This is a genomic window from Mycobacterium branderi (genome assembly GCF_010728725.1).
GTDB classification, from domain to species: Bacteria; Actinomycetota; Actinomycetes; order Mycobacteriales; family Mycobacteriaceae; genus Mycobacterium; species Mycobacterium branderi.
Genome location: NZ_AP022606.1, coordinates 1,510,110 through 1,528,354 on the forward strand (window position 1 = coordinate 1,510,110; position 18,245 = coordinate 1,528,354).

An 18,245-nucleotide genomic window follows, 5' to 3' on the forward strand; every position below is an offset into this window, starting at 1 on the left:
TTCCGCCAAGATTCGTGAGACCCTACATGTCGGCGGCGGCCTCCTCAACTATCTCGCCATGTTGGCGAATCTCGAAAGATGCAACTGGTGTGCGACTGTGACAGTCTTTGTCGGCCCATTGCGGTGTTTGGCAATGATCAAGTCCGCCTCACCGCCTCGCGGGTCGTCACGCTCGAAGGCGTCTGGCCGGTGTAGCAAAATCACCATATCCGAATCTTGTTCTAACGAACCGGATTCGCGTAGATCAGCTAACATCGGCTTCTTGTCGGTACGCTGCTCGGGTCCGCGGTTCAGCTGGCTGATCGCGATCACCGGAACTTCCAGCTCCTTGGCCAAAAGCTTTAAATGCCGGGAGAATTCGGATACCTCGACCTGCCGCGACTCGAACTTCTTGCCCGACGTCATCAGCTGCAGGTAGTCCACCACGATCAGTCGCAGATCGGCCTTTTGCCGCAACCGCCGCGCCTTCGCACGGATCTCCATCATGGTCAGGTTCGGCGAGTCGTCGATATACAGTGGCGCTTCGCTGATTTCGCTCATCCGCCGCGCCAGCCGGGTCCAGTCGTCGTCGCTCATCCGGCCCGAACGCATGTCGGACAGCTTGATTTTCGCCTCAGCCGACAACAGCCGCATCACGATCTCGGACTTGCTCATCTCCAGCGAGAAGATGACGCTGGCCATCCGATGCTTGATCGAGCAGGACCGCATGAAATCCAGCCCGAGCGTCGAGTTGTGCGTCGGAACCATCCCCCGCCCGGCCAGATACAGCTGCATAGGGTTGTCGACCTGCACGCAGCGCACCGGGACGCTGCGCACCCGTCGCACCGCGTCCAGCTGCAACACCGGCGCCATCAGCGTCGCGCCGCCTTCGGCGTATCGCCCGATCGAGCCGGCGCCGGCGATTGTGTCCAGGCCGCAACGCAATTGGGCCGTGGTGCGGATGCCGTAGCCCGTCGGCCACTGGTGATCGGCGTCGGCGACGATGACCGTGCCGTCGGAGAACTCGACCTCGTAACAGGGCCGGCCCACCATGGCCTCGGTGGCGGCCACCACGCGCGTCGGCTGCCCGTCGGCGCCGAGCAACGCATCACCGACCGCGACATCGCCCATTGTGGTCCAGCCGGTCGGGGTCGGCAGCGGGGTGTTGAGCGCCAGCGCCTTCCCCACACCGGGCCGGGCCGCGATGATGATCATCTGCCCGGGATGCAGCCCATTGGTCACCTCGTCGAGTTCGGTGAACCCGGTCGGCACGCCGCGGGCCACCCCACCGTTGGAGGCGATCGCGTCGATCTCGTCCATCGTGGGCTGCAGCAGATCCTCCAGGGGCACAAAGTCCTCGGAGAGCCGCCGATCGGTCACGTCGTAGATCTCGGCCTGCGCCCGGTCCACCACCTCGGCGACGTCGGCGCCCTCCGCGCCCGCATAGCCGTACTGCACCACCCGGGTGCCCGCCTCGACCAGCCGGCGCAACAACGCCTTCTCGGCGACGATGCTCGCGTAGTAGCCGGCGTTGGCGGCCGTGGGCACCGTCGAAATCAGATCGTGCAGATACGGCGCCCCGCCGATCCGGCGCAGCAGGCCGCGCCGATCCAGCTCGGCGGCCACCGTCACCGCGTCGGCCGGCTCGCCGCGCCCGTACAGATCGAGGATGGCGTCGTAGATGTTCTGATGCGCGGGGCGGTAGAAGTCACCGGGCCGCAGCCGCTCCAGCACGTCGGCGATGGCGTCCTTGGACAGCAGCATCCCGCCCAGCACCGACTGTTCGGCGGCGAGGTCCTGCGGCGGTTGGCGGCCGTAGTCCTCGCTGGGGGTGTCCATGCCCGGCTGACCGAGGTCGTCGACGACCGCCATGAGCTCCCCACCTCCTCCGGCACATCGCTCGAACGTGCATTCGAGATCCGGCGATTCGACGTTAAGTCAAGCCACCGACAACGCCTCGCGACGGGTCGACGCTAAAGGTTGCTGGCAAGGCGTCCAAACGGTGCTGTTTATGAAGCTGTGCATCGGGTGTGCATATCCGTCGCCCCCTGTGTTGAGGCGGGTGTGGAAAACCTGTGGAGCACTGTCGAGGGTTACTGCATTTCTGCAGATAGGCGCACCACAATGGCGTGGAGTTTGTGTGGATGAGAATCTCTTCGGCGTGTCGTGACAGGTTGCCGTTTCGGGCGTGTTGCGTATCGGCCAACCGTGCCGGGCGTTAACAGACGGTTACGTTCACAGCGCGGGCGGCGCGCCGAAAAGTTCGCCAGCCAACACGACAACCCCGGCGGCGTGGCTGCCACCGGGGTGCGTGAAGAAAGATCTAGCTCTCCGCGGCGACGTCCAGCGCGATCTCGACGTTGACGTCGGGATGCAGGTGCACCGTGACGGGGTGGCTGCCGACGGACTTGATGTGCGCCTTGGGCAGCCGCACGATGCGCTTGTCGAGGTTGGGCCCGCCCGCCTTCTTGATGGCGGCGACGACGTCGCCAGCGGTCACCGAGCCGAACAGCTTGCCCGTGTCGCCCGCCGTCTTGACCGGCAGCGAGACCGAGCCCAGCGCCTCGAGCGCCGCCTTGATCTCGTTGGCGTGGTCCAGATCGCGCACCTGCTTGGTTTCCCGGGCGCGGCGAATGTCGTCGGCCTGCTTCTGGGCGCCGCGGGACGCGACGATCGCCAGTCCGCGCGGCAGCAGGTAGTTGCGGCCGTATCCGTCTTTGACCTCGACGGTGTCGCCGACGGAACCGAGGTGGTCGACCTCGGCAGTCAAAATCAGCTTCATCGTTGTGTGCTTTCCGTTCTGGGTCTAGCGCGCCGAGGAGGTGAAGGGCAGCAGCGCCACCTCGCGGGCATTCTTGACGGCTAGGGCGATGTCGCGCTGGTGCTGCACGCAGTTGCCGGTGACCCGGCGCGCCCGGATCTTGCCGCGCTCACTGATGTAGGTGCGCAGCAGCGCGGTGTCCTTGTAGTCGATCACTTGGTCCTTCTTGGCGCAGAACACGCACTTGCGTGTCTTGACCGGCTTCTCCGGAGCCGGACGCCGCTTGTTGCTCTTGGCCATGTCTATCTCTTTCGTTCTTTGGTTCAGGTGTTAGAAGGGTGGTTCGTCGTCGCCGCCGCCGAACGAGCCCGAGGCCGGAGCGCTGCCCCACGGGTCGTCGCCGGTGGCGCCCGCGGCCGGTGCCGCCGGCTGCCGCGAACCTCCGCCGCCGCCTCCGCCGAAACCGCCGCCTCCGCCGCCGCTGCGGCTGGCCTTGTTGACCTTGGCGGTGGCGTAGCGCAGTGAAGGCCCGATCTCGTCGACCTCGACCTCGACCACCGTGCGCTTCTCGCCCTCGCGGGTTTCGAACGAGCGCTGCTTGAGCCGCCCCTGCACGATCACCCGCGATCCCCGGGTCAGGCTTTCGGCCACGTTCTCGGCGGCCTCACGCCAGATGTTGCACCGCAGGAACAGCGCCTCGCCGTCCTTCCATTCCCCGCTTTGGCGGTCGTAGATGCGCGGTGTGGAGGCCACGGTGAAGTTCGCCACGGCAGCACCGGACGGGGTGAACCGCAGCTCGGGGTCAGCGGTCAGGTTTCCGACGACGGTGATGGTGGTGTCACCAGCCATTAGCTCCTCCTGGGATTGGCATTGGGCTGAGCCTACGCAACGGCTCCGACGCGCCGCGGCCGTTCGCCCACAGGCGCCCGCCGACGATGCGGGCCGGACGGCCCCGGGAGAAGCCGGGCAATCGGCATCAGTGCTTGTCGGTGCGCATCACCTTGGTGCGCAACACGGACTCGTTCAGGGACAGCTGACGGTCGAGCTCGGACACCGTCGCCGGCGCGGCCTTGACGTCGATCACCGCGTAGATGCCCTCGGCATGCTTGGCGATTTCGTAGGCCAGTCGGCGCCGACCCCAGATGTCGACCTTCTCCACTGTTCCGCCGTCCTTGCGGATGACATTGAGAAAGGCCTCCAACGACGGAGCTACGGTGCGCTCGTCGAGGGTGGGGTCAAGGATGACCATGATTTCGTATGGACGCATGGGAACCTCATCACCTCCTATGGTCGTGTGCGGCCACGGTCTTCTCCGTGGCAGGAGGGTCGCCTGCGTCGGCAACCGGATCAGGTTACCGGACGACGGTTGAGCTTGCGAAATCGCGCTCCGGCGATGGAGCTGGAGCCCGCAGCGCTGCCGGGCGTAGCCAATCCGGCAGCCAACCGGGCGGCGCGTCGGCGGCATCGTCGAACTCCCCGCCGGTCGGGTCGTCAACCCGGCCGGCCCAACGGACCAGATCCTCGCCGGGACGATAGATCTCTCGTACCACCAGCACACACAACCCCACCACCGCCAGGTCGCGCAGCAGCACCGCCGCGGTGAACCACTGCTCGGGCAGGCCGCGGTTGGGCGTGCTGTAGAGGTAGTACATCCGCGGCACCCACACCAGCGCGTCGAGCGTCATCCACGCCAACAGGACCCGCCGATGCGGCAACGCCAACACCGCCAGCGGCACCAGCCACAGCGAGAACTGCGGGCTCCACACCTTGTTGGTCAACAGGAACGCCGCCACCACCAGTAAGGCCAGTTGCGCCACCCGCGGCCGCTGCGGAGCGGTCAGCGCGATGTAACCGATTGCGGCGCAACAGGATACGAACAACACCGCAACGACGGTGTTGAGCACCGTCGGCGGCTGCCAAAAGCCCAGCGAAGGGTCGAAACCCCGCCAGCCGGTGAACGACTTGACGACGTTGTACAGCGAATCCATGTCGTCGCCGCGGCGGGTGTTGAGCCGGAAGAACTCCGACCAGCCGCGCGGAAACAGCACCATCACCGGCAGATTGACCAACAGCCACGTCACGGCCGTCGCCGCCGCGGTGCGGGCCAGTTCACGCAGGCGGCCGGTCCGGATTCCCAGCACCAGCAGCGGGCCCAGTAGCAACACCGGATACAGCTTGGCGGCGACCCCCAAGCCGATCAGCACACCGGCCAGCACCGGCCGTCGGCGCGCCCAAGCCAGCAGCCCACCCGTCGCCAAAGCCGTTGCCAGCGCGTCGAAATTCGTGAACGCCTGAAAGATCAGCAGCGGGGACGCGGCCACCAGCGCGGCATCCCACACCCGTCGGCCCGCCAAATTCGCGGTGGCCCAGACGGTCGCCAGCCAGGCCAACGCCAAACCGATTGCGGCGACGTCGAAGAACACCACCACCTCGGCGATCACCGGCAGTGCGATCAGCTTGCTCAACGCGGTGTAGGTCTTGGCCAGCGCCATTGACACGTACTGGTAGACCCCGGTCAACACCGGATACTCCATGTAGCGCACCGCGGGCTGGCCGTCGTAGCGGATCTGCGGTTTTCCGCTGGCGTCCGTTTCGACCCAGCTGGACTTGTACGGAAACTTGCCCTGGCTCAACAACTCTGCGCCGTAGAGCGGCACCGTGTCCGAGTAGCACAGCTCGTAATAGGCGCGCTGGTTGCCCCAGTTGGCCACCCGCTGATCGGCCGGCCCCGTCCCGGTGGTCACCAGGCAGGGCGCTTTCGTCGACCAGCCCAGCGCCAGGAACACCAGAGCGATCGCGAACATCACCCGCAGCGGCGTGAGGAACCTGGCCCGGCCGATCAGCGCGTGCCGGCCGACTGGACCGCCGATGACGCTCGACATCGCCGAGCCCAAAAAGTCTGTGCGGCTGGGGCAATCGCGATCGTCGGCGGAGCGCCGGTCGGCAGCCAACTGCCGTGGCGAGACGGTGTCGCCCGTCACGGCGGCGGTGGCGCTGCGGGAGTCTCGGGTGCGCCCGGCGGCGACGGCGGCGGCCCCGGGCCGACGGGCACGGTGGTCGGCGGCCCGACCGGGATCGTAATGCCCGGCGCCACTTCAATTGTGGGCTGGATGACCGTCACCTGCGGCGGCGGTGGTGGCGGCGGCGGCGCGGCCGGCACACCGGCGTATCCGCCGATCTCGGTGGGCTTCGGGAACGATTCGTTGTTGGTGCCTTTCAGCGCGCCGTCCATGGTCGCCTTCCAGATGTCGGACGGCAGGCCCGAGCCGTACACCGGGCCACCCCACTTGTTCACCAGCGGCTGGTCACCCTGCACAGTGCCGACCCACACCGCCGTCGACAGCGACGGCGTGTACCCGACCATCCAGGCGTCCTTGTTGGCGTCCGTATCGCCGAGCTGCGTGGTACCGGTCTTGGCTGCCGACGGCCGTCCGCCGGCCAGGTTGTGGCCGCGGGAGTAGCCGGCGATCGGCTGCATCGCCGAGGTGACGTTGTCGGCGACGGCCTTGTCGATGCGCTGCTCACCGGAGTTGTCCTGGGTGGCCGCGTCGAAGAGCACCCGGCCCTCGGAGTTGACCACCTTCTCCACGAAATGCGGCTGGTGGTAGACACCCGAGGCGGCCAGCGTGGCATACGCCGAAGCCATGTCGATCACGCGAGTCTGATACTGCCCCAACACGATTCCGTTGTTGGGCGGCCCGCCCTGGCCATCCTCCGACAAAGTGTGCGACACGCCGGGGAAGCTGGTGGCGATGCCGGCCTGGTGGGCGGCCTGGGCGACGTCCTCGGGGCCGTTTTTCAGTTTCAGCATCAGCCGGTAGTAGGAGGTGTTCAGCGAACGCTTGAGTGCCTCGGCGATGTTGCAGGTTCCGCAGCTTTCGCCCTCGACATTGCTGATCTTGATGCCGTTGACGGTCAGCGGGGAACTGTCCACCTGATAGCCCAGCCCGATGCCTTGCTCGAGCGCGGCCACCAACGCGAACACCTTGAACGACGACCCGGTCTGCAGCCCGGCCTGCGCGAAGTCGAAGCCGTTGGCGTCCGCCCCGCCGTAGTAGGCCTTGACCGCGCCGGTGTGCGGGTCGATCGAGACCACCGCGGCCCGCATGTCGGGATCCTGTCCATCCATATACGTCGACACGGCCTTCTCGGCGGCCCGCTGGGCCTGCATATCGATCGTGGTGGTGACCTGCAGGCCCTGCGTGTTCAGCGTCTGCTCGTCGATGTTGAACAGGTCGAGCAGTTCCTTGGTCACCTGCCGCTCGATCAGCCCGTTGGGCCCGGTGGTCTGGTTCTGCGCCCGGGCGGCGTCCGGCGGCAGCGTCGGCGGAAACTGCTGCGCCGCACGGTCCTTCGGTGCCAGCGCCCCGGTCTCGACCATGCCGTCGAGCACCCAGTTCCAGCGTTCCTTGGCACCGTCGAGGTCGACGGCGGGATCCAGCGTCGACGGCCGCTGGATCAGCGCGGCCAGCAGCGCGCCCTCGGCGACGGTGAGCTGCTCGACGGGTTTGTCGAAGTACGCCTTGGCCGCCGCGGAAATCCCGTAGGCGCCGCGACCGAAATAGATGATGTTCAAATACGCCTGCAGCACATCGTCTTTGGACCACTGGCCCGACATCTTGGTGGCGACGACGAGTTCTTTGGCCTTGCGGATCAGGCCACCCACCCCGGCGCGCTGCGCGCCCACCAGCGCGTTTTTGACGTATTGCTGGGTGATGGTGGACCCGCCCTGCGTGTCGCCGCCGAAGATGTTGTTCTTCACCGCCCGCGCGAAACCGGTCAGCGAGAACCCCGGATTCGAATAGAAGTTGCGGTCCTCGGCGGCCAGCACGGCCCGGCGCACATGCACCGGCACCTGGTTGATGTTCACGTCGACCCGGTTGCCTTCGGGCGGAACAATTTTCGCCAGCTCGGTGCCGTCGCTGGCCAGGATCGTCGACACCTGGTTGGTGCGGATGTCGCCCGGCTTGGGCACGTCGACAATGAAGTAGGCCATCGCGAACGTGACGATCGGCAACAGCAGCAGCACCACCGCGGCCACGTAGAGCCCGCGGCGCACCCACAACCAGTTGATCCGCCGCAGCCAGCTCCAGTCCAGTTGGCGCAGCCAATCCCAGTTCGGTTGGCCGGGCTTGCGCGGCGGCGGACCGGGCGGGCCCCCGCCCGGCGGCCGACCGCCCAGCCCCAGTTCGCGGTCCCGACGCCGGGGCGGTGGCGTGGCATCGAGCGCGGCCTTGACCTGCTCGACCGGGTCGCGGCTGGGACGTCGCGGCGGTGGTGGTGGCGGCGGCGTGCCGTCCAGCGCGGCCTTGACCGCTTCGATCGGGTCGCGCAGCCGTTGCGATTGCTCGTCGACGACCGGCGGCAGGATCGTCGTCAGCCGGTCGTCGGGCGGCACCGGACGCCGATGCCGGGGCGGCGGGCCGGATGCCCGGCGAGTGCCGTTGTCGCTTTCTGACGGGCGTGTGCTGTCGCCGTCGGCCCGTGACCCGCCTGGGACGTCACTGGCCGACCGGTCTTGTCGCCCTTCGTTATTCACTGGCCGTGCGAGCGCCGTTGCGCGCCGTCCGCGTGCTGCGCGCCCCCTTGGACGGACGGGCCGGACGGGCCGGTCGCGGCGCGCCGAGCACATACGACTTGACCAGGTGATTCCAGCTGCAAGTCCGGCATACCTCCACCACGTGGACCGAGAACTCCTCGAAACGCGACGCCAGCATGACCAGCTCTTCGGCCGTGCGCGCCGATCCCGATACCGCACCCAAGTGGTCGCCGAACACCCACGACACCAGCGTGAGCTGCTCCTTGCGGCAGATCGGGCACATCACCGGGCTGGGCTTGCCGTGGAATTTCGCGGCACGCAGCAGGTAGGGGTTGGCGTCGCACACTTCGGACACCCCTGTCCTGCCCGAGTACACCTCGGCCAGCAGTGAGCGACGCCGAAGCGCGTAGTCCACCACCTGTCGCTGCAGTCGCACGTTGACCAGAGTACGTGCGGATCGCCGTTGCCGAGTGCTTGCCCGGCGGGTTAGGACGCGCTGACGTCTCCGAGCCCGCTGAGGAATGCCGACCGGACCGGTTCCGTGGGCGTCGCCGCGTTGTCCTCCAGCAACCCACGCTGCGCCAGGAGCGGCCGCACGCCCTCGCCGAACGTGTACGCCTCCTCCAGATGCGGATAGCCGGACAGGATGAAGTGCTGTAGGCCCAGCGCCGCGTATTCGGCGATGCGGTCGGCGACTTCTTGGTGGGAACCGACCAGTGCGGTGCCCGCGCCGCCGCGAACCAACCCCACCCCGGACCACAGGTTGGGATAGATCTCCAGACTGCGGGCGTCGGCGCCTACAGTGAAATCACCTCCGCCACCGTGTAATTGGCGCATCCGTTGCTGGCCCTCGGACTCCGAGCGGGCCAGCGACCGCTGTGCGGCCGCCACGGTGTGCGGGTCGAGCCCCGACAGCAGCCGGTTTGCCTCCGCCCAAGCCTGTTCGCTCGTGTCGCGGGAGATGACGTGCAGCCGGATTCCGTAGCCGAGGACGCGCCCTTGCGCCGACGCCAAGCCACGGATCCGGTCCAACTTGTGGCTGACCTGCTCGGGCGGCTCACCCCAGGTCAGGTAGGTGTCGGCGAATCGGGCCGCGACCCGGCCCGCCTCCGCCGACGAGCCGCCGAAGAAGACGGCCGGCAACGGCTCGGGACGTCGCGCCAGCGACGCCTGCTCGACCCGCAGATGCTCCCCGGTGAAAGTCACGGGGTCCTCCGAGGTCCACAGCCGGCGAACGATGTCGAGAAACTCCGCACACCGCTCGTATCGGGCCTCCTTTGTCAGGAAGTCGCCGAACGCCCGCTGCTCGATGCTCTCGCCGCCGGTGACCACGTTGAGCAGCAACCGCCCCTGCGATTGCCACTGAAAGGTGGCGGCCATCTGCGCGGCCAGCGTCGGGCTGATGAGCCCGGGCCGCAGCGCAACCAGGAATTTCAGCGATTGGGTGGCGTCGAGCAGCATCGCCGTGGACAGCCAGGCGTCTTCGCACCATTGACCGGTCGGCGTGAGGACGGCCTCGAAGCCGTTGATCTCGGCGGCCTGCGCGAGCTGGATCAGGTACCGCAAATCGGCGGGCCGGTCGCCGCGCATGGTGCTGCCATGCCCGCCGGCGATCAGGTTGCGGGAGTCTCCGTAGGTAGGAAGAAACCAATGCAGATGTATTGACACGCTATTCAGTTATGCCCGACGGCCGGCGCCGCGAAAAGGCTTCGGCCCAGCCTGATTAGAACTGCGGTTCCGCGATCACCGCCAGCATGGGCTTCTACGATCATCGCCGTGGCGACGACGGCGACCCGGGCCAAGGACAGCGACCGGCAGGACACCTGCCGCATTCTCGACGGGGCCCTCGACGAGGGCCAGCTGTCGATGGAGGAGCACCGCGAACGGGTCAGCGCGGCCACCAGCGCCGTCACTCTCGGCGATCTGCACGCGCTGGTCGCCGATCTGCAGACCGCCAGCGCGCCGGTGCAGCTGCCGTCGCTGAAATCGGCCCAGCCGAAGTTCGGCGGCGCCGGCATCGCGGCGGCCGCCCTCGTGGTGGCGGTGCTGCTCGGTGTCGGCATCGGCTGGGGGCTCTACGGCAACACCAGCTCGCCGCTGAGTTTCACCTCCGATCCCGGCGCCAAGCCGGACGGCGTCGCGCCGGTGGTGCTGACCCCGCCGCGCCAACTGCAGTCGCTGGGCGGCCTGACCGGCCTGCTGGAGCAGGCTCGCAAGAAATTCGGCGACACCAAGGGCTATCGGCTGGTCATCTACCCCGACTACGCGGTGATGGATCGCGCCGACCCCAAGGAAGATCGCCGGGTTCTGAGCTACACCTATCGCGGCGGGTGGGGCGATCCGAACAGCTCGTCCAAGAGCAGCGACGCCGTCCTGGTCGACTTGGGGCAGTTCCACCCGAAGGCGACGGTCGGCATTCTGCGTGGGGCGCCCGAAACGCTGGGCATCAAGCCCTCCGACGTCAAGACCACGTATCTGATCGTGGAGCCGTCGCGCGACCCGACCGCGCCCGAGACGGTGTCGCTGTCGGTGTATGTCTCCAGCGACTACGGCAGCGGCTACATCCAGTTCGCCGGCGACGGAACCGTCAACCGGGTGAACTATCCCTCCTGAGCGCCTGAACGGCGGGCGAATACCGGGTGTGGTGCTAAATATATCGGGGCGATACTATGTCGCGAGGCGTCGATATGTCCTAACGGTGCGAGCAAAGGAGGTGACTCGTTGCTGGAGCTTGCCATCCTCGGACTCCTGCTCGAGTCGCCCATGCATGGCTACGAACTGCGCAAACGCTTGACCGGCCTGCTCGGAGCGTTCAGGGCGTTTTCGTACGGCTCGCTGTACCCGGCGTTGCGCCGGATGCAGGCCGACGGGCTGATCGCCGAGGACGCCGCCCCGGCCGGGACCCCGGTGCGCCGGGCCCGGCGGGTGTACCAGTTGACCGAGGCCGGCCGCCAGCGCTTTTCCGAGCTGGTCGCCGACACCGGCCCGCAGAACTACACCGATGACGGCTTCGGAGTGCACCTGGCGTTCTTCAACCGCACTCCGGCCGAGGCGCGCATGCGCATCCTGGAAGGCCGCCGCCGCCAGGTCGAAGAGCGCCGCGAGGGCCTGCGTGAAGCAGTGGCGCGGGCCAGCAACTCGCTCGATCGCTACACCCGCCAGCTGCATCAACTGGGGCTGGAATCGAGCGAACGTGAAGTCAAGTGGCTGAACGAGCTGATCACAGCCGAACGCGTGGCGCAACGCCGCGCCGAGCAGTCCTAACCCAATCCAAGCAACGCACGACACAGGTAGAAGTAAGGAGAACGCCCCTATGACTGAGCAAACCGCGGCAGAGGCGCAGCCGGAAATCCGGGTCGCCATCGTCGGCGTCGGCAACTGCGCGTCCTCGCTGGTTCAGGGCGTCGAGTACTACCACAACGCCGACGAGACGGCGACGGTGCCGGGCTTGATGCACGTGCGGTTCGGGCCGTACCACGTCCGCGACGTCAAGTTCGTCGCGGCGTTCGACGTGGACGCCAAGAAGGTGGGCTTCGACCTGTCCGAGGCCATCTTCGCGTCCGAGAACAACACCATCAAGATCGCCGACGTGCCGCCCACCAACGTGGTGGTGCAGCGCGGCCCGACGCTGGACGGCATCGGCAAGTACTACGCCGACACCATCGAGGTCTCCGACGTCGAGGCCGTCGACGTGGTCAAGGTCCTGCGCGACGCCGAGGCCGACGTGCTGGTCTCCTACCTGCCGGTGGGTTCGGAAGAGGCCGACAAGTTCTACGCGCAGTGCGCGCTCGACGCCGGGGTGGCGTTCGTCAACGCGCTGCCGGTGTTCATCGCCTCGGACCCGGTGTGGGCGGCCAAGTTCACCGCCGCCGGGGTGCCGATCGTCGGCGACGACATCAAGAGCCAGGTCGGCGCGACGATCACCCACCGGGTGATGGCCAAGCTGTTCGAGGACCGCGGTGTGCAACTGGACCGCACCATGCAGCTCAACGTCGGCGGCAACATGGACTTCCTCAACATGCTCGAGCGTTCGCGGCTGGAGTCGAAGAAGATCTCCAAGACCCAGGCCGTCACATCCAACGTGCAGCGCGAGTTCAACACCAAAGACGTTCACATCGGACCGTCCGATCACGTCGCCTGGCTCGACGACCGCAAGTGGGCCTACGTGCGGCTGGAAGGTCGCGCTTTCGGCGATGCGCCGCTGAACCTGGAGTACAAGCTCGAGGTGTGGGACTCGCCGAACTCGGCAGGCGTCATCATCGACGCGATCCGGGCGGCCAAGATCGCCAAGGACCGCGGCATCGGCGGCCCCGTGATCCCGGCGTCCGCGTACCTGATGAAGAGCCCGCCGCAGCAGCTGCCCGACGACGTGGCGCGCGCCCAGCTCGAGCAGTTCATCATCGGCTCGTGAGTTCGGCGCGATAGTCGTCGCTGAGCGCACATAAGCGCGCCGAATTCGCATGAACGAGTTCGACTTCCTGCACGAGAACGCCGAACAGGCCGGCGTGGATACGGTGCCGGCCGTCGCGCGCGTCGAACATGGTCCCATCAGCGCGCTCACGTGGGGCGACGACGCACCCCGCGTCGTCTTCCTGCACGGCGGCGGGCAGAACGCGCACACCTGGGACACCGTGATCGTCGGGCTGGGCGAGCCGGCCGTCGCGGTCGACCTGCCGGGCCACGGGCATTCCGCGTGGCGCGACGACGGTGACTACTCGCCGCAGCGCAACGCTGCCGCGCTGGCCCCGGTGTTGAGCGACCTTGCGCCGCAAGCCGATCTGGTTGTCGGGATGTCGCTGGGCGGGCTCACCGCGATCCGGCTGGCAGCGATCGCACCCGAGCTCGTCAGCGAGCTCGTCCTGATCGACGTCACTCCGTCGGCACTGCAGCGGCACGCCGAAATGACCAAGGAACAGCTCGGCACTGTAGCGCTCATGCACGGCGAGCGGGAATTCCCGAGCTTCCAGGCCATGGTGGACCTGACTGTCGCCGCGGCACCGCACCGCGAGGTCAAGGCCTTGCGGCGCGGCGTATTCCACAACTCGCGCCAGCTCGACAACGGCAACTGGACGTGGCGGTACGACGCCATCCGCAGCTTCCCCGACTTCGCCTCGCTGTGGGACGACGTCGACGTCGTGTCCGCGCCCGTCACGCTGATCCGCGGCGGCGCGTCCGGCTTCGTCAACGATCAAGATGTTGCCGAATTAAGCCGTCGTGCAAAGCATTTCCGTGGCGCACACATCGTGGAAGGATCCGGGCATTCGGTGCAAAGTGATCAGCCGCGCGCGCTGACCGGCATTCTGCGGGCCGTTCTCGACGGCTAACGTGGGTGCCATGACTCGTCCCGTCCGCATCGGTGTTCAGCTTCAGCCGCAGCATGCCGCCCAGTACGCCCAGATCCGCGACGCCGTTCGCCGCTGCGAGGACATCGGCGTCGACATCGCCTTCAACTGGGATCACTTCTTTCCGCTCTACGGCGATCGCGACGGCCCGCACTTCGAATGCTGGACGATGCTGGGCGCCTGGGCCGAGCAGACGTCGCGCATCGAAATCGGCGCGCTGGTCAGCTGTAACTCCTACCGCAACCCGGAGTTGCTCGCCGACATGGCCCGCACTGTCGATCATATTTCGGACGGTCGGCTGATCCTGGGCATCGGGTCGGGTTGGAAACGCAGGGATTACGACGAGTACGGCTACGAGTTCGGCACCGCGGGCAGCCGTCTCGACGACTTGGCCGCGGCGCTGCCCCGGATCAAATCGCGGCTGGCCAAGCTCAATCCGCCGCCCACCCGCCAGATTCCGCTGCTGATCGGCGGCGAGGGAGAGAAGAAGACCCTGCGCCTGGTCGCCGAGCATGCCGACATGTGGCACAGCTTCGCCAGCGCCGATACCTATCCGGCGAAGGCCGACGTGCTGGCCCGGCACTGCGCCGCGGTCAGCCGCGACCCGGACGCCATCGAGCGGTCGGCCGCGGTGGGGGGTGAGACCGGCCGCGGTCGGGGCGCCGACGCGTTGATCGCCGAGGCCGAGGCGTTGACGGGCCTGGGCGTGACCCTGTTGACCGTCGGCTCGACCGGCCCGGACTATGACCTGAGTGCCGCCGAAACGCTGTGCCGGTGGCGCGATAAACGTTGAACCTCGACGTAAACCGGCGCGGGGTGCGAAACTCGAAAGGGACATGCCGAAGAAATACGGCGCGAAAGAGAAGGACCAGGTTGTTGGATACATCCTCAACCTGGTCCTGACCGGCAAGCTGCGCACCGGTGACCGGGTCGACCGCAACGAGATCGCCGAAGTGCTCGGGATGAGCCGCGTCCCCATTCAGGAGGCGCTCGTCCAACTCGAACACGACGGCGTGCTGTCCACCCGGTATCACCGCGGCGCGTTCGTCGAGAGATTCGACTCCGACACCATTCTCGAGCATCACGAATTGCACGGCGTGCTCAACGGAATCGCGTCGGCGCGTGCCGCCGCCAACCCCACGCCGCGGATCCTGGATCAGCTCGACGCCCTGATGCGCACGCTGCGCACCACGAAGGAGCCGCGCGCCTTCCAGCAGGCCGCCCGCGACTATCGCCGCGCCGTCGCCGACGAGTACGCCGGGCCGCGACTGCACGCGGCGATCCGCGCGTCGACCGCCCTGATTCCGCGCGCGTTCCTGCTGAGCTACCCCAACGTCATCGCCGAGATGCTGCCGTTCTACGAGGAGGAGACCGCCGCGATCCACCGCCGCGACACCGCCGCGGCCCGGGCCGCATGCGCCGGCTGCGCCGCGCTGATGGCCAGGATCATGGTGGCCGAACTCGTTCGACGCCGAGTGCTCGACCCGCCCGAACGGCCCGCCGTCGCGTTCTGAACCGGCCGGTACGTTGCGACTATGAACGTCCTCGCCGGAAAGCTCCTCGCGACGATCGCGGTGACCCTGATGGTGTCCGGCCTCGCGGCGGCACCACCCGCGGCGGCCGACATCAACCAGTGCGCGCCGTCCGGGGTGGAGAACGCGACGGCGTTGCCACCGAAGCTGGCCACCGCCAAACGCCCCCGCGAGGACAAGTACACGACCGCCGGCGTCGAGCCGCTCGATTCCGTCGACGTCCCGGCGCTGGGTCTGATCACGCCGGGCACCCTGACCGTCGGCACCGTCTCGGAGGCGCCGCCGAATGCCTGCATCAACCCCGCCGGGCACTACACCGGTTTCGACAACGAGCTGCTGCGGGCCATGGCCGCCAAGTTGGGTTTGCGGGTCCGCTTCGTCGGCACCGACTTCGCCGGCCTCCTGGCGCAGGTGTCGTCGCGGCGCTTCGACGTCGGCTCGGCGTCGATCATGGCCACCGACGCGCGGCGCCGCACGGTGGGCTTCACGAACGGCTATGACTTCGGTTACGCCTCGCTGGTGGTGCAGCCCGGCTCGCCGATCACCGGGTTCGACGACCTGGCCGCCGGACAGCGCATCGGCGTCGTCCAAGGCACGGTGCAGGACGCCTACGTCGTCGAGACCCTGCACCTGCAACCGGTGAAATTCCCCGACATCATCACCGCGTACACCAGCCTGAAGACCCACCAGATTGACGCGTGGGTGGCCGGCGGGCTGGAGGCGATGAACGCGGTGCGGCCGGGCGACCCGGCCGCGATCGTCGCCAACACGTTCAGCGAGGGCGACTTCGTGGCCTACGCCGTCGCGAAAGACAACCGGCCGCTGATCGATGCGCTCAACTCCGCGCTGGACGCCGTCATCGCCGACGCGACCTGGTCGGGGCTGTACTCCGACTGGGTGCCGCGGCCGCTGCCTCCGGACTGGAAACCGGGTTCCAAGGCAGCGCTGACGCCGCACCTGCCGGACTTCGCGAAGATCGCCGAAAAGCATCACCGACCGCAAACCGGGCCGCCTGCACCGACATCGACGCTGGCCCAGCTGCGGGATTCGTTCCTGGACTGGGACCTCTACAAGCAGGCCATCCCGGTGCTGCTCACGACGGGGCTGCCGAACACCCTGATCTTGACCGTCAGCGCCAGTGTCATCGGGTTGGTGGTCGGGATTGTGCTGGCCGTCGCCGGAATCTCCCACACGCGGTGGCTGCGCTGGCCGGCGCGGGTGTACACCGACATCTTTCGCGGCCTGCCCGAAGTGGTGATCATCCTGCTGATCGGCCTCGGAGTGGGACCGATCGTGGGCGGGTTGACCCACAACAACCCCTATCCGCTCGGTATCGCCGCGCTGGGGCTGACCGCCGCGGCGTATGTCGGCGAGATCTTCCGCGCGGGCATCCAAAGCGTCGACGCCGGCCAGCTCGAAGCGTCCCGGGCGCTGGGCCTCTCCTACCCCGCCTCGATGCGGCTGGTGGTTGTTCCCCAGGGCATCCGCCGGGTGTTGCCCGCGCTGGTCAACCAGTTCATCGCACTGCTGAAGGGATCGGCCCTGGTCTACTTCCTCGGGCTGATCGCCGGTCAGCGGGAGCTGTTCCAGGTCGGCCGTGACTTCAACGCCCAGACCGGCAGCTTGTCCCCGCTGGTGGCCGCGGGTGTCTTCTACCTGATACTGACCATCCCGCTGACCCATCTGGTGAACTACGTCGACAAGCGGCTTCGCCAAGGCCGCGCCGCGGTGGAGCCGCCCGACCAAGTCGACGCCCTCGCCTCGGCAACCGGACAGGAGATGCTATGACCGCTCCAGCGCCGGTATCGTTGGCGGCCAAGGACATTCACCTCTCCTTCGGGCACAACGTAGTACTGCGTGGCGTCGACCTCGACGTGCCCGCCGGCAGCACGGCGGCGATCATCGGCCCGTCGGGCTCTGGCAAGTCGACGTTGCTGCGCACCCTCAATCGGCTGCACGAGCCCGACCGCGGCGACGTCCTGCTCGACGGCCGCTCCGTGCTCGGCGACGACCCCAACCGGGTGCGCCAGCGCATCGGGATGGTGTTCCAGCACTTTAACCTCTTCCCACACCGCAGCGTGTTGGACAACGTGATGCTGGCGCCGCGCAAGCTCAAGCGATTGCCGGCCGACGCGGCACGCGAACTGGCGCTGGCGCAGCTGGACCGGGTCGGCATGAAACACAAGGCCGATGCCCGCCCGGGCGCGCTGTCGGGCGGTCAACAGCAACGTGTCGCGATCGCCCGCGCGCTGGCGATGGGCCCGCAGGTGATGCTCTTCGACGAGGCCACGTCGGCGCTGGACCCGGAGCTGGTGAAGGGCATCCTGGCGCTGATCGCCGAGCTGGGCGACGAGGGTATGACGATGGTTGTCGTCACCCACGAAATGGGTTTTGCCAGGTCGACAGCCGACGCCGTCGTGTTCATGGACCACGGCGCGGTGGTGGAAACCGGACCGCCCGAGCAGATCTTCGAGGCCGCCGAAACCGAGCGGCTGCAGCGGTTCTTATCACAAGTACTTTGACAGCAAAAGCGATTTTGGCGACTGGTTCGGAGCAATCCGGTTAGACTGGCGAATTATGGCGGAACGCGAAGCCACCGTGCCGGAAGTGACACAGCTGGCTGAGGGTCTACACCGCACGCTGTCCAAGCTTTTCTCCATTCTGCGCCGCGGCGACCCCAGTGCCGGCGCCGCAACCGCGGGCGAGCTGACCCTGGCCCAGCTGTCGATCCTGGTGACGCTGCTCGACCGGGGTCCGATCCGGATGACGGACCTGGCCGCACACGAGCGGGTGCGCACCCCCACCACCACCGTGGCCATTCGCCGGCTGGAGAAGATCGGTCTGGTGAAGCGGTCGCGCGACCCGTCCGATCTGCGGGCGGTGTTGGTTGACATCACGCCGCGTGGTCTGGCGGTTCACCGCGAGTCGCTGGCGAACCGGATTGCCGCGCTGGCCGGGATGCTCAGCAAACTCAGCGAATCCGAACTGGAAACCCTGACCAAGGCGCTTGCGCCGCTGGAACGCTTGGCGACTCTCGAGCCGGCCACCCCTGCCTGCCCCGGCGAGGCCGAGCAGGCGTGAAAGCCCTAGCG

Annotated in this window: 18 protein-coding genes; 9 read left to right on the top strand and 9 right to left on the bottom strand. The window is 67.5% G+C overall.

The genetic code is table 11. The features are described from left to right. Window positions 1-48 precede the first annotated feature (48 nt). The 9 genes from dnaB to G6N47_RS07870 all read right to left on the bottom strand — a co-directional run bounded on the left by dnaB (window position 49) and on the right by G6N47_RS07870 (window position 9,947). Window positions 49-1,851, bottom strand: coding sequence for a replicative DNA helicase (dnaB, locus tag G6N47_RS07830; RefSeq protein WP_083132244.1), 1,803 nt, complete (start codon window positions 1,849-1,851; stop codon window positions 49-51). Window positions 1,852-2,302: 451 nt separating this feature from the next. Then, the gene (gene rplI, locus G6N47_RS07835) at window positions 2,303-2,761 is read right to left on the bottom strand and encodes a 50S ribosomal protein L9 (RefSeq protein ID WP_083132243.1); all 459 of its coding nucleotides are present in this window, start codon (window positions 2,759-2,761) and stop codon (window positions 2,303-2,305) included. Window positions 2,762-2,785: 24 nt separating this feature from the next. Then, window positions 2,786-3,040: a 30S ribosomal protein S18 gene (rpsR, locus tag G6N47_RS07840; protein ID WP_045375648.1), complete on the bottom strand. Its 255-nt coding sequence runs from the start codon at window positions 3,038-3,040 to the stop codon at window positions 2,786-2,788. Between the two features lie 30 nt (window positions 3,041-3,070). Then, complete coding sequence (locus tag G6N47_RS07845) at window positions 3,071-3,589, bottom strand: single-stranded DNA-binding protein (RefSeq protein WP_045375646.1); 519 nt, start codon at window positions 3,587-3,589, stop codon at window positions 3,071-3,073. Window positions 3,590-3,716: 127 nt separating this feature from the next. Next, window positions 3,717-4,007, bottom strand: a complete 291-nt coding sequence (gene rpsF / locus G6N47_RS07850; protein ID WP_062541848.1) for a 30S ribosomal protein S6 — start codon at window positions 4,005-4,007, stop codon at window positions 3,717-3,719. Window positions 4,008-4,092: 85 nt separating this feature from the next. Further along, window positions 4,093-5,721: a glycosyltransferase family 87 protein gene (locus G6N47_RS07855; RefSeq protein WP_083132242.1), complete on the bottom strand. Its 1,629-nt coding sequence runs from the start codon at window positions 5,719-5,721 to the stop codon at window positions 4,093-4,095. After that, complete coding sequence (locus G6N47_RS07860) at window positions 5,718-8,279, bottom strand: transglycosylase domain-containing protein (protein WP_163659580.1); 2,562 nt, start codon at window positions 8,277-8,279, stop codon at window positions 5,718-5,720. Before G6N47_RS07860 ends, G6N47_RS07855 begins: the two co-directional genes overlap by 4 nt. After that, window positions 8,272-8,715, bottom strand: a complete 444-nt coding sequence (locus G6N47_RS07865) for a DUF5318 family protein (protein ID WP_083132241.1) — start codon at window positions 8,713-8,715, stop codon at window positions 8,272-8,274. The genes G6N47_RS07860 and G6N47_RS07865 overlap by 8 nt, the downstream gene beginning before the upstream one ends. Before the next feature lie 50 nt (window positions 8,716-8,765). Next, complete coding sequence (locus G6N47_RS07870; RefSeq protein WP_083132240.1) at window positions 8,766-9,947, bottom strand: LLM class flavin-dependent oxidoreductase; 1,182 nt, start codon at window positions 9,945-9,947, stop codon at window positions 8,766-8,768. Between the two features lie 99 nt (window positions 9,948-10,046). Between G6N47_RS07870 and G6N47_RS07875 the strand changes: the two genes are divergently transcribed. The 9 genes from G6N47_RS07875 to G6N47_RS07915 all read left to right on the top strand — a co-directional run bounded on the left by G6N47_RS07875 (window position 10,047) and on the right by G6N47_RS07915 (window position 18,234). Then, a complete protein-coding gene (locus tag G6N47_RS07875; protein WP_163659787.1) occupies window positions 10,047-10,892 on the top strand; it encodes a DUF1707 SHOCT-like domain-containing protein in 846 nt (281 codons plus the stop codon). Between the two features lie 108 nt (window positions 10,893-11,000). Then, window positions 11,001-11,543, top strand: a complete 543-nt coding sequence (locus G6N47_RS07880; RefSeq protein WP_062540151.1) for a PadR family transcriptional regulator — start codon at window positions 11,001-11,003, stop codon at window positions 11,541-11,543. 49 nt (window positions 11,544-11,592) lie between these two features. Next, a complete protein-coding gene (locus tag G6N47_RS07885; RefSeq protein ID WP_083132238.1) occupies window positions 11,593-12,690 on the top strand; it encodes an inositol-3-phosphate synthase in 1,098 nt (365 codons plus the stop codon). Window positions 12,691-12,739: 49 nt separating this feature from the next. Then, window positions 12,740-13,603 carry an alpha/beta fold hydrolase gene (locus G6N47_RS07890; RefSeq protein ID WP_083132237.1) on the top strand — a complete coding sequence of 288 codons (864 nt, stop codon included), beginning with the start codon at window positions 12,740-12,742 and terminating at the stop codon, window positions 13,601-13,603. Between the two features lie 10 nt (window positions 13,604-13,613). Then, window positions 13,614-14,414, top strand: coding sequence for an LLM class F420-dependent oxidoreductase (locus G6N47_RS07895; RefSeq protein ID WP_083132322.1), 801 nt, complete (start codon window positions 13,614-13,616; stop codon window positions 14,412-14,414). A gap of 43 nt (window positions 14,415-14,457) precedes the next feature. Then, a complete protein-coding gene (locus G6N47_RS07900) occupies window positions 14,458-15,135 on the top strand; it encodes a GntR family transcriptional regulator (protein WP_083132236.1) in 678 nt (225 codons plus the stop codon). A 21-nt stretch (window positions 15,136-15,156) separates the two neighbouring features. Further along, window positions 15,157-16,941, top strand: a complete 1,785-nt coding sequence (locus G6N47_RS07905; protein ID WP_083132235.1) for an ABC transporter substrate-binding protein/permease — start codon at window positions 15,157-15,159, stop codon at window positions 16,939-16,941. Next, window positions 16,938-17,675 (top strand): amino acid ABC transporter ATP-binding protein, encoded by a 738-nt coding sequence (locus tag G6N47_RS07910; protein ID WP_083132234.1) that lies wholly within the window; start codon window positions 16,938-16,940, stop codon window positions 17,673-17,675. The genes G6N47_RS07905 and G6N47_RS07910 overlap by 4 nt, the downstream gene beginning before the upstream one ends. A gap of 55 nt (window positions 17,676-17,730) precedes the next feature. Further along, window positions 17,731-18,234 (top strand): MarR family winged helix-turn-helix transcriptional regulator, encoded by a 504-nt coding sequence (locus G6N47_RS07915; RefSeq protein ID WP_083132233.1) that lies wholly within the window; start codon window positions 17,731-17,733, stop codon window positions 18,232-18,234. Window positions 18,235-18,245 lie beyond the last annotated feature (11 nt).

What these genes read in the sequence shown, in the direction of transcription:
- rpsR (WP_045375648.1), bottom strand. Translation starts at nt 3,040, where the DNA reads ATGGCCAAGAGCAACAAGCGGCGTCCGGCTCCGGAGAAGCCGGTCAAG.
- G6N47_RS07915 (WP_083132233.1), top strand. Translation starts at nt 17,731, where the DNA reads ATGGCGGAACGCGAAGCCACCGTGCCGGAAGTGACACAGCTGGCTGAG.
- G6N47_RS07910 (WP_083132234.1), top strand. Translation starts at nt 16,938, where the DNA reads ATGACCGCTCCAGCGCCGGTATCGTTGGCGGCCAAGGACATTCACCTC.
- G6N47_RS07845 (WP_045375646.1), bottom strand. Translation starts at nt 3,589, where the DNA reads ATGGCTGGTGACACCACCATCACCGTCGTCGGAAACCTGACCGCTGAC.
- dnaB (WP_083132244.1), bottom strand. Translation starts at nt 1,851, where the DNA reads ATGGCGGTCGTCGACGACCTCGGTCAGCCGGGCATGGACACCCCCAGC.
- rpsF (WP_062541848.1), bottom strand. Translation starts at nt 4,007, where the DNA reads ATGCGTCCATACGAAATCATGGTCATCCTTGACCCCACCCTCGACGAG.
- G6N47_RS07890 (WP_083132237.1), top strand. Translation starts at nt 12,740, where the DNA reads ATGAACGAGTTCGACTTCCTGCACGAGAACGCCGAACAGGCCGGCGTG.
- G6N47_RS07905 (WP_083132235.1), top strand. Translation starts at nt 15,157, where the DNA reads ATGAACGTCCTCGCCGGAAAGCTCCTCGCGACGATCGCGGTGACCCTG.
- G6N47_RS07895 (WP_083132322.1), top strand. Translation starts at nt 13,614, where the DNA reads ATGACTCGTCCCGTCCGCATCGGTGTTCAGCTTCAGCCGCAGCATGCC.
- rplI (WP_083132243.1), bottom strand. Translation starts at nt 2,761, where the DNA reads ATGAAGCTGATTTTGACTGCCGAGGTCGACCACCTCGGTTCCGTCGGC.
- G6N47_RS07885 (WP_083132238.1), top strand. Translation starts at nt 11,593, where the DNA reads ATGACTGAGCAAACCGCGGCAGAGGCGCAGCCGGAAATCCGGGTCGCC.
- G6N47_RS07900 (WP_083132236.1), top strand. Translation starts at nt 14,458, where the DNA reads ATGCCGAAGAAATACGGCGCGAAAGAGAAGGACCAGGTTGTTGGATAC.